Below are 15,140 nucleotides of genomic sequence, written 5' to 3'. Positions count from 1 at the left end.
GCGTTTTGTACAACTCAGACGAGCGCCGTGGTGCCGACCGACTCCCGCTCGAGCAACGACCGCTTGACGTCGAGGCCCCACGCGAAGCCCCCGAGTGTGCCGTCGGAGCGCAGCACCCGGTGGCACGGCACGAAGAGCGCGGGCGCGTTCCTCGCACACACACTCGCTGCGGCCCGCACGGCGTCCGGACGACCCATCGCCCCCGCGAACTCGGTGTAGGTCAGGGTGCCGCCGGCAGGGATGCGCCGGAGCTGCCGCCACCCCTCGGTGAACAGGTCGGTACCGAACTGTCGCACCGGCACCTGCATGGCGTGCTCGACCTCGCCCGAGTAGAAGGCGTCCACGGCGTCGGCGGCGGCGACCGTGCCGTCGACGATCCGACTGGGTCGGTACCGGTCGGCGAGGCGCCCGAGGATCCGGTCGACGGAGTCGGTCCAGCCCGAGGCGAGGACCCGGCCCTCCGCGTCCTCGAGCACGGTGAAGGCCCCGTCCGGGGTGTCCAGGGTCTGGATGGTTGCGTCGGTCATCGTTCGTCCTTCCGAGGGTCGTCGTCTGCGCGGCGCGCACGGCCGGTGCCGTGCGCTGGTGCACTGGCGGCCGTCGCGATCGCGCGGTCGATGATCGGTCGCCAGCAGTGCATCGTCAGGTAGCTCCGCCAGGGCGCCACCTGCTCCGACCATAGGGAGAGCTCACGCGCCGTTCCGGGCAGTCCGAGTTCCTGTGCACCGTTGCGCACCGCGAGGTCGCTGTGGAGGAACACGTCGGGGTGGTGCCGGACCCGGAGGGCCACGTAGTCGGCGGTCCACGGCCCGATGCCCTTCACCGCCAGCAGCCGGGCCCGCAGCTCGTCGAGGGACTGCCCGCCGTCGACCACGAGCGACCCGTCGGCGAGCGCCGCGGCGACCCGCAGGATCGTGTCGACGCGGGCAGCCGGTCCGCGCAGTACCTCGTGCCCGCGGACGGCGATGACGGCGGCGGACGGGAAGAGCAGGCCGTCCGGCATGATCGATGCCGGCACGGCAGCGCCGAGCGCCGCGACGAGCCGCGTCTGTGCCGTCCGGGCCGCGGCGACGGAGACCTGCTGCCCGATCAGGGTGCGGAACACGATCTCGTGCGCGTCGACCGCCCCCGGCAGCCGCAGTCCGGGGACCCGCTGCACAGCCGCGGCCAGCTCGGGCACGGAGCCGAGCACGGCGTCGACGGCGACCGGGTCGGCGTCGAGGTCGAAGTACGAGCGGACGCGGGCGACGAGCGTGGGCAGGTCGGACAGGTCGCTGACGCGCACCCGCAGGTCGATCCCGGTGCCGCGACCGGCGGCCGTGGAGCCGGGTGTCCCCGAGACCGCGGCTGACGCGCTGAACCAGCCCGGGCCTCCTGGCAGATCGAGCAACCGCCCGTAGGAGGTGACCCGCCCCGAGTCGTCGGTGTCCACGTGTTCGAGGCCCGGCAGGGCGTGCAGCGCGTGCCAGTCGAGGAGCCCCTGCGCGTCGAACGGCGGCCGCGCGGGCAGGTGCACGTGCAGTACGCCGTCCGGGGTGGGCCGTGGCGTCCGGCGCGCACGCAGTTCGGACGGGGTGACGGCGAAGACCTCGCGGACGGTGTCGTTGAACTGGCGGATGCTCGCGAACCCGGCGGCGAACGCGACGTCCGCGATGGGCAGGTCCGACGACGTCAGGAGCGTGCGTGCCGTCTGGGCGCGGTGCGCGCGGCTGAGTGCTTTCGGTCCGGCGCCGAGCTCGGCCGTCATGATGCGGTTGAGCTGGCGTTCCGAGTAGCCGACCCGCGCGGCGAGCCCGGGGACGCCGTCGCGCTCGACGACGCCGTCGAGGACGAGGCGCATGGCGCGTCCGGCGACGTCCTCGCGCAGGTCCCACTCGGGGCTGCCGGGGGTCGCCTCGGGCAGGCAGCGCTTGCAGGCGCGGAAGCCGGCCAGGTGCGCCGCGGCGCTCGTGCGGTAGAAGGTGACGCCGGTCTCGCGGGGCGTGCGTGCCGGGCAACTCGGGCGGCAGTAGATGCCGGTGGAGTGCACAGCCGTGACGAACTGGCCGTCGAAGCGTGCGTCGCGCGACGCGACGACACGGTAGCGCTCGGCGTGCAGCTGGTCGGTTCCGGGGATGGTCACGGGCCCAGCCTGACACGCACCACCGACCGCGACTGGCGGAAATCGGACGGCGCGGCGGGGCGGGCACAAGCGCGTCCGTCGCGTTGGCGGGCGGCGTGGCGGCGCGGGGCGCGTGGCGGCTCGAGGTTCCGAAATCTCGGCATGTCGGCGCTCCGTGCGCGCAGCCGTGGAACCTCGGTGGCGCGCGCACGGCGTGTCGTGGAACCCGGGCGCCGCCGCAGCGACGCCGGCGTGCCACCGACCGGGCCGCCGTCGACCGGGAGGCCCGGCTAGCGTTGGGTGGGTGACCTCCGGAGACGACGTGGCCGCGTCTGACCACCGGGTCGGCTCCGTCGACCTCGCCGACAGCGTCGATCACGTCGGCCTGCCGTTCCGGGCCGACGTCGAGATCGCGCTGTTGCTCGTCGCACGCCGCCACCGTTACGAGGGCCGGCCAGCCGACGGCGCGGTACCGGTCCGACCGGACGACCCGGACGAGTTGCGGGACCGCATCGAACTCCGCGCCGGGCTCGGCATCGTCGGCGACCGCTACTTCGCCGCGCGGGCGCACGTGCGCGCCTCGGTGACGGTCATCGGGCTCGAGGGACTCGAGGACGTCGCACGGTCACTCGGCGCACCGGTCGACCCCGTGGCGACCCGGCGGAACGTGTTCCTGCGCGGTGCCGACGTCGAAGCGCTCCGGGGCGAGCCGTTCTCGCTGCAGAGCCCCGGCAGCGGTGCCGTGCTGTTCCGCGGGTACCGGCCGGCGAACCCGTGCGCGTGGATGGACCACGAGGTCGCGCCGGGGGCGTTCCGGGCGATGCGCGGACGGGGCGGGGTCCGGTGCGATCCCGAGTCCGACGGTGTGCTCACCCTCGGACCCGCGGTGCTCCGGACGACCCGCCCCGTCGCGCTGGACTGATGACGGCGCCGTGAGCGGAGGCGCCATCAGCGGCGGCGCCGTCAGCGGCGGCGCCGTCAGCGGCGGCGCACCGTGCTCACGCGGTGAGCGCGCTCTCGATCGCGTCGACGAACGCCGGCAGGTCGTCGGGGTTGCGCGACGTGATGATGCCGCCGTCGACCTGGACCTCCTGGTCGACCCACTCGGCACCCGCGTTCCGGACGTCGGTCTGCAACGACGGGAACGAGGTGATCGTCTTCCCGCGCAGCACACCCGCCTCGATGAGCGTCCACGGGCCGTGGCAGATCGCCGCGACCGGCTTGTTCGCCTCGACGAAGGCCGTGACGAGGGAGACCGCCGAGTTGTCCTGCCGCAGGGTGTCGGCGTTGATGGTGCCGCCGGGGACGACGAGTGCGTCGTACCCGGTCACGTTGACACCGGCGATGGTGGTGTCCGGGTCGAGGGACTTCCCGGGGTCCTTGTCGCCGACGAGGGTCGCGATCGGACCGGACTCCTGCGCCGCCACCGTCACCGTCGCACCGCGCTCGCGGAGCTGGTCGACGGGCACGACGATCTCGTCCTGCTCCACGCCGTAGTTCGTCGCGATGACGAGGACCTTCTTGCCGTCCAGGGTTGCCATGGTCGCTCCTTCCGCGGCCCGGTGGTTCCGGCCGCACGTGCGACCCGGTGGTTCCGGCCGCACACCCGAGGGTCGTCGGGGAGCGCTGAACGTGCCCGCAGGACGCAGCGAGCCCTCAGCCGCGGATGCGGAAAGCGGACCCTTCTGCCTCGACGGCGATGCCGTCGTACCCCGACACCCGGTGCAGCCCGACCGTGACGTCGGACTCGTGCGGGCCGACGACGACCGTGGTCGCTCCCGAGGCGATGGCCGACTCGAGGCCGGCGGGGGCGTCCTCGAACGCCACGCAGTCGGAGGCGTCGACCCCGAGCAGCGCGGCACCGCGCAGGTACCCGTCGGGGTGGGGCTTGCCGTGCTCGACGTCCTCGGACGGCACGAACGCCGTCGGCATCGTCAGTCCCGCGGCGGCCATCCGCCCGCTGGCCAGGTCGCGCGGCGCACTCGTCACGAGCGCCACCGGGACCCCCGCGGCGAGGAGCCGGTCGACGAAGGCCGCGGCGCCGGGGATCTCGGAGATGCCCTCGCTGCTCGCGCTCTCCTCGGCGACCAGTTCGGCGGCGGTGCGCAGCTGCTCGTCGCGGTCCAGGTCGGGCAGGAAGTGCTGGATCGTGCTGATCGCCTGGCGGCCGTGCGAGAACGCCAGGATCTCGGCCGGGTCGATGCCGCGCGACTGCCCGAACCGGGTCCAGGTCGACTCGACCACCGCGGTCGAGTCGACGAGCGTCCCGTCCATGTCGAAGAGGACCCCGGACGCCACGATGTCGATCACGCGCCCGACCCTAGCCGACGCGGTCGACCGGCACCGGGGCTCAGGCGGGCGGCTCCGCCCGGACGTACCGGGTGAGCAGCACGTCACCCGCACCGCGGAGCACGTGCGCTGGGCGCATCCGCCGCAGCTCCGGGGAACCGCCGCGGGCGATCCTCGGGCCGGCACCGCCCTCGAGCGACGGGTCGATCGTCAGGGTCAGCTCGTCGACGGCGTCCGCGGCGATGAGCGAGCCCAGGAACGACGGACCGCCCTCGCAGTGGATCGTGCCGAGCCCCCGCGCCACCAGTGCGTCGCGGACGAGCGACACGTCGACCGATCCGGGATCGGCCCCGGGGCTGCACGGCACGACGTCGGCGACGGACGACAGCGCGACCCCGGTCTCCGACGCAGCCGCAGCAGCGGAGGTCAGGACGACGGCCCGGACCGGTGCCTCGGTGAACACCCGCGAAGCAGGATCGAGCGAGAGCGACCGCGAGACGATCGCGAACACCGGGTGGTCGGGCATGCCGTGCGCCCGACGCCATGCCACGTCGGCGTCGTGCAGCACCATCGGCCCGTAGCCCTCGTCGCGCACGGTGCCCGCGGCGACGAGCACCACGTCGGCCACCCGGCGCAGCAGGTCGAACACGCGCAGGTCGTCCGGGCCGCCGAGCGAGCCCGAGACACCGGCAGCCGAGGCGGACCCGTCGAGCGTCGCCACGAAGTTCACCCGCAGCCACGGCGCCGAGGCACCCGCGGTGTACAGGTCGAGCAGGTCGTCGTCGGACAGGTCCGCGATCGACGGGGGCAAGAGGTTCACGTGTTGTGCCTCGATTCCACCGGTGCCCGCCAGCCGAGCGTCGCCTCGACCATGCGCATCGCGTCGACGCTCTCGGCGACGTCGTGCATCCGGACGATCCGCGCACCGAGCATCGCGCTCACCGTCGCGACGGCGAGCGAGCCCGCCAGGCGTTCGCCGCGCGGGCGCCCGAGGGACTCCCCCACGAAGTCCTTGTTCGACACCGCCGCGAGCACCGGGTAGCCGAGCGCCACGACCTCGGGCAGCCGCCGGGTGAGCTCGAGGGTGTGCACGGTGTTCTTGTTGAGGTCGTGGCCCGGGTCGACGACGATCCGCGACTCGGGGATACCCGCGGCGAGCGCCCGGTCGACGCGCTCCCGCAGGAACCCGACGACGGACGCGGTGACGTCGTCGTACTGCGGCGGTGCCTCGAGCGGACGACGGGGTTCGGCGAGCGAGTGCGTGATGACGATCGTCGCTTCGGAGTCCGCGACGACGGCCGCCATCCGTGGGTCGGACAGGCCGGTGGTGTCGTTGACGACGCTCGCGCCGGCCGCGATCGCCGCCGCGGCGACCTCGGGGCGGAAGGTGTCGACGCTGATGGTGACGTCGGACTGCTGGGCGAGCTGTTCGACGACGGGGACGACGCGGTCGACCTCGTCGGCGGCGGGCAGTTCCGGCCCGGGGGCGAACTTCACGCCGCCGATGTCGACCCAGTCGGCACCCTGCTCGGCCGCTCGGACAGCGGCCTCGACGGCCCGGTCGAGCTCGAACGTGGCGCCGCGGTCGTGGAACGAGTCCGGGGTCCGGTTCACGATCGCCATCACGGCGATGCGGTGGTCGAAGTCGATGGTGCGGCGGCCGATCGTGCGCACCGGGTCACGCAGGTCGGGCACCACCCAGCCGGGTCCGGCTGCGCCTCCGACGCCCGGGAGGCCCGGGAGGCCCGTCACGCGTCCGCCCCGTCGCTCGCCACGTGCGTGGTGTCCGTCACACGCCCCGCGCCGATGAGCGCGATCGCCTCGGACCGGCCCGCGGCGTCGGCCAGCGAACCGGTCGCCGCCACCGTCACGGTCGTCGATCCGGTCTGGCGCTCCCCGCGGGTCGTCACGCACTGGTGCTGCGCGTCGAGGACCACGAGCACACCCTCGGCGCCGAGCCCCTCGGCGATCGTCGCGGCGACCTGTTCACCCAGCCGTTCCTGCAGCTGCGGGCGCGAGGCCACGGCGTCGAGCACCCGGGCGAGGGTGCCGAGTCCGATCAGGCGGTCACCCGGCGCGTAGGCCAGGTGCGCGACCCCGAGGAACGGCAACAGGTGGTGCTCGCAGACGGACCGGAACTTCACGTCGCGGACGATGACGAGTCGCCCGCGCTCACCGTCCTCGGCGTGCACGGTGCCGTCGCGGGCGATGGCGACGGCGTCCGTCCCGATGCCGGAGAAGAACTCTGCGTACGAGTCGGCGACCCGAGCGGGAGTGCGTTCGAGCTCGGGGCGATCGGGATCCTCGCCGATGCCGAGCAGGAGTTCGCGCACCGCGGCCTCGACGCGGGCACGGTCCATGCGTGACGTCACCCACCCATCCAACACCAGCCATGGCCGGAGAACGCGAGCCGGCGCCCAGCGCGAGGTGCGCGACCGGCGTGGGACGGGCCTCCCGGCTGCCGCAACCTGTGAGGTCCGTGTGACACGCCCGAAACCCAGCGTCCTTTAAACTCTCGTGGTGAGCGCCCCGCAGACCGACACCACACCCCGGAACCGCTTCGCGACCGGCCTCGACCGATACTTCTCCATCACGAAGCGCGGATCCACGATCCCGCGTGAGATCCGAGGCGGACTCGTCTCGTTCGTGACGATGGCGTACATCGTGATCCTGAACCCGTTGATCCTCGGCGGGTTCAGCGCCGACCAGGCCGCCAAGGACGTCTCCGGCGGTTGGCTCGAGAACGCACAGGTCGCCGCCGCGACCGGACTCGTCGCCGGGCTGATGACCATCGCGATGGGCGTCATCGCGAACCTGCCGTTCGGCATCGCCGCCGGCCTCGGGATCAACTCGTTCCTGGCCGTCAGCGTCGTGCAGCAGGTCACGTGGGCCGAGGCGATGGGTCTCGTCGTCATCAACGGCGTGATCATCGTGATCCTCGCGTTGACCGGGATCCGGACGATGATCTTCACCGCCGTCCCGGCACAGCTGAAGGCCGCGATCACCGTCGGGATCGGCCTGTTCATCGCCTTCATCGGACTCGTCGACTCCGGCTTCGTGCGCTCGTCCGGGCTCGCGTCCCCGCCCCTGCAGCTCGGCGAGGACGGCTCCGTCGGCGCCCTGCCGACCATCGTGTTCCTGATCGGCCTGGTGATCATCGGCACGCTCATGGCCCGCAAGGTCAAGGGTGCGCTGCTCATCGGCATCGTCGCGACCACGATCATCGCGATCATCCTGCAGGCGATCTTCCAGGTGCCGACCTCGGTCGACTCGAAGACCGGGTGGAACCTCAACGCGCCCGGCCTGCCGAGCGCCCTGTTCGCGTTTCCCGACCTGTCGCTCGTCGGCCACGCCGACCTGTTCGGCGCGTTCAGCCGCATCGGGCCGTTGGCCGCGTCGATGCTCGTCTTCACCCTCGTGTTCACGAACTTCTTCGACGCGATGGGCACCATGACCGGTCTGGCGAAGGCCGCCGGCGTCGCGAAGCCCGACGGCACGTTCCCCCGCCTGAAGTCGGCGCTCGTCGTCGAGGGCGTCGGCGCCATCGCCGGTGGTGGCGCCTCGGTGTCGTCGAACACCGTCTTCATCGACTCCGCCGCCGGCATCGGCGAGGGTGCCCGCACCGGCATGGCCTCCGTCGTCACCGGCCTGCTGTTCCTGGCGTCGATGTTCCTCACCCCGCTCACGCAGGTCGTCCCGCTCGAGGTCGCCGCGGCCGGACTCGTCGTCGTCGGCGCGCTCATGGTGGCGCAGGTGGCGGACATCTCGTGGTCGGACTTCGGCTCGGCCCTGCCCGCGTTCCTGACGATCGTCGTCATGCCGCTGACCTACTCGATCGCGAACGGCATCGGCGCCGGCTTCATCAGCTGGGTGCTCATCAAGCTGCTGTCCGGCCGTGGCCGTGAGGTCTCGTGGCTGCTCTACGTCGTCGCCGCGGGCTTCCTGCTGTACTTCGCGCGCGGGCCGCTCGAGGCGCTGCTCGGCGTCGGCTGAGGCCAGGTCGCCGGGACGGTCAGTCTGCGAGAGCAGGCCGGGAGGCCCGTGCTCAGTCCGGCAGGTCGCTCGGCGTCGCCTCGTGGTGGCGTCGACCGCCCGTCCGCCGGTCCTCCTTCATGCCCGCCTCGAACAGGTGGCGGCGTCCCTGCACGAGCTCGTCCCGCGCGGTGCGCTCGAGCTCCTTGGCGAGGGCGTAGTACCCGTCGTCGTAGTCCTCGACGACCTGGTACGTCCAGCGGCCGGCGATGACGTTGCGGCCGACGAGCTCCGTGTCGATGCGGTCGGCCAGTTCGGCGTGCCCCGCCTCCCGGAGCTGTTCGACGGCCTCGCCGAGGTTCAGGTCGGCGGTGCCGGTCATGCGGTGGAAGCCGTAGAGCAGGCCGCGGGCGTGCTCGATGACCTCGACCGCGGCGGACAGCGTGCCGAGTGCCTCGACCGTGGCGTCGGACACCCCCTCGGGGACCTGGTGCTGTGCGTCGGGACCCTGATCGTCGTTCGTCATGCTCCCCGTCTACACGACGGCGTCTGCGCCCGCGGACGGCATCGTCCACGACCCGCCGTCGCCTCGCCGAGCGCTTGCGGGGTCGCTTCGGGCGACCTAGCATTCGAACACACGTTCGAACAAGGAGACCCGATGATGATCACGGAGACGGCCGCCACGGTGTGGTGGGCCGAGGGCGCGCCGAGCCGGCTGGTCTGGGCCGGACGCCGCTGGCGGGTGAGCGACACCCCGACCCGTCTGACCGTCACACGGGCCGAGCTGCCGACCGCCATCACCCACGCACCCGAGCGCACGGTCGGCTGGCGGTTCCAGGCGACCGCCGACGACGGGGACACGCTGGTGGTCGACATCGTGCCCGAGGGCAACGGCTGGGGCGTCGCGCGGACCTGGACGTGAGCACCGCGTCGAGTGTGGACTAGGTCGTCACGCGCTCGACCGGCGCCCGCTCGGGATCCGGTCGTTCCATGAGGCGCCAGGCGCCACCCGTCAGCGGCGCGAGCGTCACCACCGTGTAGAGCACGACGACCACCCCGAACGTCGCCTGGACGCCGACGCCGTCGGCCGCGAAGCCGGCGAGCAACCCACCGAGGGGGATCCCCGCCCAGGACCCGGCTCCGAGCAGCCCGAACACCCGGGCGCGCATGTGCTCCGGGATGCGCTCGAGCTCGACGGCCCCGAGGATCGGGTTGAGCGACCCGGCGGCGAGCCCCGACAGCGCCGCCGCGGCGAGCATCCACGGCAGCCCGAGGCCGAGTGCCGGCACCAGGAGCGAGGGCCCGCCGGCGAGCACGAAGCACAGGACGAACGTGATCCGACGGGGAACGCGGTGTGCGACGTACCCGAAGGCCACCGACCCGAGGAACGCCGCACCGCCGAAGGTCCCCGTCACGAAGCCCAGCGCCTGCGCCCCACCGAGGGTGTCGGCGGCGTAGAGGGGGAGCAACGTCGTCGACCGGGCCGCGTCGAGCAGGTTCGTGACCAGCACGAGGGCGATCACGAGCCGGAAGAACGGGTCGCGGACGCAGAACCGGAAGCCCTCGGCGATGTCCCGCCAGTACCCGTTGGTCGGAGCCGCATCAGCGCCCGCGCCCGCTCCGTCGTCCTCCGCCGGACGGACCAGCACCGCGGCGAGCAGGGCTGCGGTGGCGAACGCCACCGCGGTGCAGACGAGTGCCGCCATCGGGCCGGCAGCCGCCACGAGCACACCGCCGAGCGGCGCGCCGATGAGCACCGACAGTCGCTGCGACGCCTCGAAGTGCCCGACCGCCCGCTCCAGTGGAACGCCGGCCGATCGCGCGAGTCCGGGCAGCAGGACCCGACGTGCGGACTCCCCCGGCAGGTCGAACAGACCGCTCACGAAGACGAGCGACAGGAGCGCCCAGAACGGCAGCCCCACGGTCCAGGCGAGCACCGGCATCGCCAGCAGGGTCGCACCGCTGACGAGGTCCGACGCCACGCTCGACCGGACGAACCCGACCCGCTCGACGAGCGCCCCGCCGAAGGGGCCGCCGAGGACGATCGGCACCGTCGCGGCGAAGGCGGCGATCCCGACGTCCGTCGCCGAGCCTCCCCGCGCGAGGACGGCGAAGGGCACGGCCACGGTCGTGACGACGTTCCCGGTCCTCGAGACGGCCTGGACCGCGAGCAGCGCACGCAGCCGGGCCCGGGCGTTCACGCTCGCCCCATCCGGTAGCTCTGCGTGACGGCGATGACGCGCTCCGAGCCGTCGCCTGGCGTGTGCGCGTCACTCACGGCCGTCCACCGCTCGACCACGGCACGCAGTTCGGCGCCGAGCCCGCCGAGTTCCTCGACGGTCAGTCGCAGCACCTCGTCGGAACTGGTCGACGCCGCGACCCACGCACGCCCCAGGACGGGCGCCTGGTCGATGAACCGCCCGTACTCGGCCGCGTACGCATCGGCGACGGTGTGGTCGAGCGCGGTCGTCGCGAGCATGCGTTCCGGATCGTCGAACGCGTCGGCGAGGTCCCACGACGTGTGGTCCGCCGTCGCCCGCCACCACCGTTCCCGCCGGTCCGAACCGAGCTCCGGAGCCGGCTCGATGAAGTCCGCGTCCGCCAGCCGCTTGCAGTGGTAGCTGATCGTGCCGGGCGCTTCGTCGATCTCCTCGCCGAGCATCGCCGCGGTCTGCGGCCCACCGGAGCGCAGGAGCCCGACGATCCGCAGTCGGGTCGGGTGGGCGAGGGCGCGCATGTGGGCGGCGTCGTCGAGTCTGCGGACGGTCATGGTCCGACCCTAGATGCACAACAGTTCTTGCGCAACGATTCTTGTGCAGTTGACCGGCTGAACCGGCCAGCGCCGCGCTACGGTTCGGGCATGGCGAAGTGGATCGCGCTGCTGCGCGGAGTGAACGTCAACGGCATCACGATCAGGAGCGCCGACCTCGCGGACCTGTTCCGAGGGCTCGGCTTCGCCGACGTCCGCACGGTGCTCGCGTCCGGCAACGTGGTGTTCGACACGGATGCCGACGCCTCCACCCGCAAGACGACGATCGAGCAGGCGCTTCGCGACCGCTTCGGCTACGACGCGTGGATCGTGCTCGTCCGCCACGAGGACCTGGCGGCAGTGATCGAGGGGTTCCCGTTCGACCGGGCGGACGACCGGCACGACTACGTGGTGTTCGGCTCCGACGACGACGCCCTCGACGCACTGCTCACCGACCTCGCAGTCGACGCCACGGTCGAGCAGGTCGCCCGGGGCGACGGAGTCGTGTACTGGTCCTGCCCGAAGGGCTCGAGCACGGACACCGTGTTCGCGAAGCGGGCCGGGGCAGCACGCTTCAAGCGCTCGACCACGACGCGCAACACGAACACCCTCCGGAAGCTCCTGTGACCCGAGCGAGCTCGGACCGCCGCCCTACGCGGTCGTCTCGTCGACGTCGAAGTCGCGCTCGAGCGAGATCGTCGGGATCGACGCCGTGATCACGGAGCCGTCCGCACGGAGCGTGCCCTGGATGTCGCTCGTCGTCGGGGCGTGCCCGGACATCCGCGGCCCCTGGTGCGGCAGCGGCACCACGGTCGGCTCGCCGGCCTCGATGTCCCACTGCTGGTTGTGCACCCACGCGGTGAAGCCCGAACCCGTCTCGACCGTGAAGGTCATGGCGTCCTGCCCGAGGTCCACCCGGACGCGCGATCCACGCACGGTCAGGCGGTAGGTCAGGGCGTCCCAGTGCCGCGGCAGCCGCGGGTTGAACGTCATCCGGCCGCCGTGGTCGCGCATGCCGCCGAACCCGTTGACGAGCGCACCCCAGATGCCGCCGGTCGACGCGATGTGCACGCCGTCCGAGGTGTTGCCGTGCAGGTCGGCCAGGTCGACGTAGAGCGCCGTCTGGAAGTACTGGTCGGCGAGGTCGTGGTACCCGACCTCGGCCGCCATGATCGACTGCACGACCGCTGACAGCGTCGAGTCGCCCGTGGTGAGCGCGTCGTAGTAGTCGAAGTCGCGGCGCTTCTCGGCCGCGGTGAACTCGTGCCCCTGCAGGAACAGCGCGAGCACGACGTCGGCCTGCTTGAGCACCTGGAACCGGTAGATCACCAGCGGGTGGTAGTGCAGCAGCAGCGGGCGCTTGGACTCGGGGGTGTTCTCGAGGTCCCAGAGTTCCTTGTCGAGGAACTGGGCGTCCTGCGGGTGGATGCCACGGTGCGGGTCGAAGGGGATCTCCATCGACTCGGCAGCGTGCTCCCACTCGACGAGCTCGTCGGGGCGCAGGCCGGTGCGTCGGATCATCCGGTCGTACTCTTCGACGTCGTCGGCCGCGAGCTCGCGGCACGCGTTGACCGCGAACCACAGGTTCGCCCGCGCCATGACGTTCGTGTACAGGTTGTCGTCGACCACGGTCGTGTACTCGTCGGGTCCGGTGACGCCGTCGATGTGGAACTTCTTGTCGCCGTTGGAGCGCCAGAAGCCGAGGTCGGCCCAGAGCCGAGCGGTCTCGACGAGCACGTCGATCGCTCCGCGCTTCAGGAACTCGGTGTCTCCGGACGCCCGCACGTACTGCATCAGGGCATGGGCGATGTCGGCGTCGATGTGGTACTGCGCGGTGCCGGCGGCGTAGTACGCGCTGGACTCCTCGCCGTTGATCGTGCGCCAGGGGAACAGCGCGCCGCGCTGGTTCAGCTCACGTGCCCGTGAGCGTGCCGCGTCGAGCATGTTGTAGCGGAAGCGCAGGGCGTTCCGGGCGACGATCGGCGCCGTGTAGGACAGGAACGGCAGGACGTAGATCTCCATGTCCCAGAAGTAGTGTCCGCCGTACCCGGAGCCGGTGACGCCCTTGGCGGCGATGCCGTGTCCGTCGGTGCGGGCGGTGGCCTGCGCGAGCATGAACAGGTTCCACCGGACGGCCTGCTGGATGGCCGGCTGCCCGGCGATCTCGACGTCGCTCCGCGCCCAGTAGTCGTCGAGCCAGACGCGCTGCTTCTCGAACGTCTCGTCGATGTTCTCGGCGTGCGCCCGGTCGAGCGTGCGGTCGCAGCGGTCGGCGAGTTCGCGCACCGGGACACCGCGGGAGGTGTGGTACACCACGTGCTTCACGAGTCGGATCGGCTGGCCGGCGCGCGCCTGGACGCGGTAGACGTGCTTCGCCAGGTCGTCGTCGATCGACGACGACTCGTCCCAGCTGTTCTCGGTCTCGAGGTGGTGCTCCACGCCGACGCAGATCGTCATGCCGGAGCTCGACGCCTGGTAGCCGAGCAGCGAGCGGGCGCCGGTGCTGCGCTTGAGCTTCGGTTCGAGCACCCGGTCGGTGAAGGCCTCGGCCTTGCGCGGGTCGAAGGCGTTCGCCGCCGCGCGCATCCCGGCGTGGTACTCGTCCTGCACGTCCTGGCGGTTCAGGATCTGGCTGGACAGCAGGATCGAGGCGTCCGCGTCGAGCACGGTGACCTCGTAGTCGATCACGGCGAGGTGCCGATCGGTGAACGACACCAGACGGCGGGACCGGATCAGCACGCGCTTGCCGGACGGCGTCGACCACTCGGTCTCGCGGAACAGGTAGCCGCCGCGGAACTCGAGCCGCCGCGTGTGGCGGAGGATGTCCGCCTCGGCCAGCACCAGGGGCTCGTCGTCGACGTACAGCCGGATCACCTTGGCGTCGGGCGCGTTGATGATCGTCTGCCCGGTCTTCGCGAACCCGAAGGCGTCTTCGGCGTGCCGGATCGGCCAGGTCTCGTGGAACCCGTTGATGTACGTGCCGTACTGCACGCCGCCGCGGCCCTCGTCGAGGTTGCCGCGCAGGCCGAGGTACCCGTTGCCGACGGCGAAGTTCGTCTCGGCGACGCCCTGCTGGTCGGGGGTGTACTCGGTCTCGACGAGTGCCCACTCGTCGATCGGGTACCGGACGCGGTCGAGCGGGTCCGAGGTGATGGGGTTCATGGTGCTCCGTGGGAAGGGAGAGTGGCGTGGGGACGTCGGTTCGACCGGGAGGCGCGGCTCGCCTCCGGTCCGCTGGCCTACGTGGTGCTGGTGGTCGCCCGGGGAAGGTCCGCGACCAGGTCGGCGAGGTCCGTCACGACGACGTCGGCACCGTGCGCGCGCAACGCGTCGGCGCCCGCTCCGCGGTCGACCCCGACGACGAGGCCGAAGGCCCCGTTCCGGCCGGCTTCGACACCGCTCGTGGCGTCCTCGACCACGACGCACTCGGCGGCGGTCAGACCGAACCGTCCGGCGGCGTCGAGGTAGGTGTCGGGGGCGGGCTTGCCGGCGAGGCCGTCCTGACGTGCGACGAGGCCGTCGACGACGACGGGGAACCGGTCGAGGATGCCGGCGGTCCGCAGCACCGAGACGGCGTTCGCGGAACTCGAGACGACCGCGACGTGGAAGCCGGCGTTGATCGCGGCGGTGAGGAACCGGAGCGAGCCCGGGTACGGCTCGACACCGTGCTCGTCCAGCTCGGCGGTGAACTCGGCGTTCTTCCGGTTGCCGAGACCGCACACGGTGTCGGCGTCCGGGTCGTCGTCCGGGGTGCCCTGCGGCAGGTCGATGCCCCGCGACCCGAGCAGCGAGCGCACGCCGTCGTACCGCGGCTTGCCGTCGATGTACGCGAAGTAGTCGGCCTGCGTGTACGGCGCGACCCCGTGTGCCTCGAGGTACGGCGTGAAGAGCCGGCTCCAGGCGCGCATGTGCACGTCGGCGGTGGGGGTGAGGACACCGTCCAGGTCGAACAGGAGCGCTCGCGTGTCCGCGAGTCGCGCGGGTGTGCGCCGGGTCGGCGTCGTCATCTGCAGCCCTTCAGGGAGAACG

16 protein-coding genes are annotated in these 15,140 nt (G+C 72.1%); 4 read left to right on the top strand and 12 right to left on the bottom strand.

What is annotated here, in order from left to right; all coding sequences use genetic code 11:
* Window positions 1-14: 14 nt before the first annotated feature.
* Both EDF63_RS04780 and EDF63_RS04775 read right to left on the bottom strand, forming a co-directional pair.
* Window positions 15-527, bottom strand: coding sequence for a methylated-DNA--[protein]-cysteine S-methyltransferase (locus tag EDF63_RS04780; RefSeq protein ID WP_111083519.1), 513 nt, complete (start codon window positions 525-527; stop codon window positions 15-17).
* Window positions 524-2,116 (bottom strand): AlkA N-terminal domain-containing protein, encoded by a 1,593-nt coding sequence (locus EDF63_RS04775; RefSeq protein ID WP_395871508.1) that lies wholly within the window; start codon window positions 2,114-2,116, stop codon window positions 524-526. Before EDF63_RS04775 ends, EDF63_RS04780 begins: the two co-directional genes overlap by 4 nt.
* A gap of 370 nt (window positions 2,117-2,486) precedes the next feature.
* On the opposite strand from EDF63_RS04775, the gene EDF63_RS04770 reads away from it, so the two are divergent.
* Window positions 2,487-3,023: a molybdenum cofactor biosysynthesis protein gene (locus EDF63_RS04770; protein ID WP_123312216.1), complete on the top strand. Its 537-nt coding sequence runs from the start codon at window positions 2,487-2,489 to the stop codon at window positions 3,021-3,023.
* Window positions 3,024-3,099: 76 nt separating this feature from the next.
* Here the strand turns inward: EDF63_RS04770 and EDF63_RS04765 are convergent, their stop codons facing one another.
* From EDF63_RS04765 to folE, 5 genes are all read right to left on the bottom strand, one after another.
* Window positions 3,100-3,642, bottom strand: a complete 543-nt coding sequence (locus tag EDF63_RS04765; protein WP_123311638.1) for a type 1 glutamine amidotransferase domain-containing protein — start codon at window positions 3,640-3,642, stop codon at window positions 3,100-3,102.
* Between the two features lie 115 nt (window positions 3,643-3,757).
* Complete coding sequence (locus EDF63_RS04760; RefSeq protein ID WP_123311636.1) at window positions 3,758-4,411, bottom strand: HAD-IA family hydrolase; 654 nt, start codon at window positions 4,409-4,411, stop codon at window positions 3,758-3,760.
* Window positions 4,412-4,451: 40 nt separating this feature from the next.
* The gene (locus tag EDF63_RS04755; protein ID WP_260232975.1) at window positions 4,452-5,210 is read right to left on the bottom strand and encodes a pyrimidine reductase family protein; all 759 of its coding nucleotides are present in this window, start codon (window positions 5,208-5,210) and stop codon (window positions 4,452-4,454) included.
* Entirely contained in the window at window positions 5,207-6,142 is a 936-nt protein-coding gene (folP, locus tag EDF63_RS04750; RefSeq protein ID WP_123311632.1) for a dihydropteroate synthase, read from the bottom strand. The genes EDF63_RS04755 and folP overlap by 4 nt, the downstream gene beginning before the upstream one ends.
* Entirely contained in the window at window positions 6,139-6,750 is a 612-nt protein-coding gene (gene folE, locus EDF63_RS04745) for a GTP cyclohydrolase I (protein ID WP_123311630.1), read from the bottom strand. The genes folP and folE overlap by 4 nt, the downstream gene beginning before the upstream one ends.
* 157 nt (window positions 6,751-6,907) lie before the next feature.
* On the opposite strand from folE, the gene EDF63_RS04740 reads away from it, so the two are divergent.
* Complete coding sequence (locus EDF63_RS04740; RefSeq protein WP_123311628.1) at window positions 6,908-8,383, top strand: NCS2 family permease; 1,476 nt, start codon at window positions 6,908-6,910, stop codon at window positions 8,381-8,383.
* A 52-nt stretch (window positions 8,384-8,435) separates the two neighbouring features.
* Here the strand turns inward: EDF63_RS04740 and EDF63_RS04735 are convergent, their stop codons facing one another.
* Window positions 8,436-8,888 (bottom strand): hypothetical protein, encoded by a 453-nt coding sequence (locus EDF63_RS04735; RefSeq protein ID WP_123311626.1) that lies wholly within the window; start codon window positions 8,886-8,888, stop codon window positions 8,436-8,438.
* 132 nt (window positions 8,889-9,020) lie between these two features.
* Between EDF63_RS04735 and EDF63_RS04730 the strand changes: the two genes are divergently transcribed.
* Entirely contained in the window at window positions 9,021-9,284 is a 264-nt protein-coding gene (locus EDF63_RS04730; RefSeq protein WP_123311624.1) for a hypothetical protein, read from the top strand.
* A 19-nt stretch (window positions 9,285-9,303) separates the two neighbouring features.
* On the opposite strand, the gene EDF63_RS04725 is transcribed toward EDF63_RS04730, so the two are convergent.
* Window positions 9,304-10,563: an MFS transporter gene (locus tag EDF63_RS04725; RefSeq protein ID WP_123311622.1), complete on the bottom strand. Its 1,260-nt coding sequence runs from the start codon at window positions 10,561-10,563 to the stop codon at window positions 9,304-9,306.
* The gene (locus tag EDF63_RS04720; RefSeq protein ID WP_123311620.1) at window positions 10,560-11,132 is read right to left on the bottom strand and encodes a transcriptional regulator; all 573 of its coding nucleotides are present in this window, start codon (window positions 11,130-11,132) and stop codon (window positions 10,560-10,562) included. The genes EDF63_RS04725 and EDF63_RS04720 overlap by 4 nt, the downstream gene beginning before the upstream one ends.
* A 90-nt stretch (window positions 11,133-11,222) precedes the next feature.
* Here EDF63_RS04720 and EDF63_RS04715 point away from each other — a divergent pair, with 90 nt between their 5' ends.
* A complete protein-coding gene (locus EDF63_RS04715; protein ID WP_123311618.1) occupies window positions 11,223-11,738 on the top strand; it encodes a DUF1697 domain-containing protein in 516 nt (171 codons plus the stop codon).
* Window positions 11,739-11,762: 24 nt separating this feature from the next.
* On the opposite strand, the gene EDF63_RS04710 is transcribed toward EDF63_RS04715, so the two are convergent.
* Window positions 11,763-14,273: a glycoside hydrolase family 65 protein gene (locus tag EDF63_RS04710; protein ID WP_123311615.1), complete on the bottom strand. Its 2,511-nt coding sequence runs from the start codon at window positions 14,271-14,273 to the stop codon at window positions 11,763-11,765.
* Window positions 14,274-14,350: 77 nt separating this feature from the next.
* Window positions 14,351-15,118: an HAD family phosphatase gene (locus EDF63_RS04705; protein WP_123311613.1), complete on the bottom strand. Its 768-nt coding sequence runs from the start codon at window positions 15,116-15,118 to the stop codon at window positions 14,351-14,353.
* Window positions 15,119-15,140 lie beyond the last annotated feature (22 nt).

This window comes from Curtobacterium sp. JUb34 (assembly GCF_003755065.1).
Lineage (GTDB): Bacteria > Actinomycetota > Actinomycetes > Actinomycetales > Microbacteriaceae > Curtobacterium.
This window is presented reverse-complemented; position numbering and strand designations above follow the sequence as displayed.

Coding starts and splice junctions, on each gene's coding strand:
- EDF63_RS04705 (WP_123311613.1), bottom strand. CDS start 15,118: ATGACGACGCCGACCCGGCGCACACCCGCGCGACTCGCGGACACGCGA.
- EDF63_RS04710 (WP_123311615.1), bottom strand. CDS start 14,273: ATGAACCCCATCACCTCGGACCCGCTCGACCGCGTCCGGTACCCGATC.
- EDF63_RS04730 (WP_123311624.1), top strand. CDS start 9,021: ATGATGATCACGGAGACGGCCGCCACGGTGTGGTGGGCCGAGGGCGCG.
- EDF63_RS04715 (WP_123311618.1), top strand. CDS start 11,223: ATGGCGAAGTGGATCGCGCTGCTGCGCGGAGTGAACGTCAACGGCATC.
- EDF63_RS04720 (WP_123311620.1), bottom strand. CDS start 11,132: ATGACCGTCCGCAGACTCGACGACGCCGCCCACATGCGCGCCCTCGCC.
- EDF63_RS04765 (WP_123311638.1), bottom strand. CDS start 3,642: ATGGCAACCCTGGACGGCAAGAAGGTCCTCGTCATCGCGACGAACTAC.
- EDF63_RS04780 (WP_111083519.1), bottom strand. CDS start 527: ATGACCGACGCAACCATCCAGACCCTGGACACCCCGGACGGGGCCTTC.
- folE (WP_123311630.1), bottom strand. CDS start 6,750: ATGGACCGTGCCCGCGTCGAGGCCGCGGTGCGCGAACTCCTGCTCGGC.
- EDF63_RS04735 (WP_123311626.1), bottom strand. CDS start 8,888: ATGACGAACGACGATCAGGGTCCCGACGCACAGCACCAGGTCCCCGAG.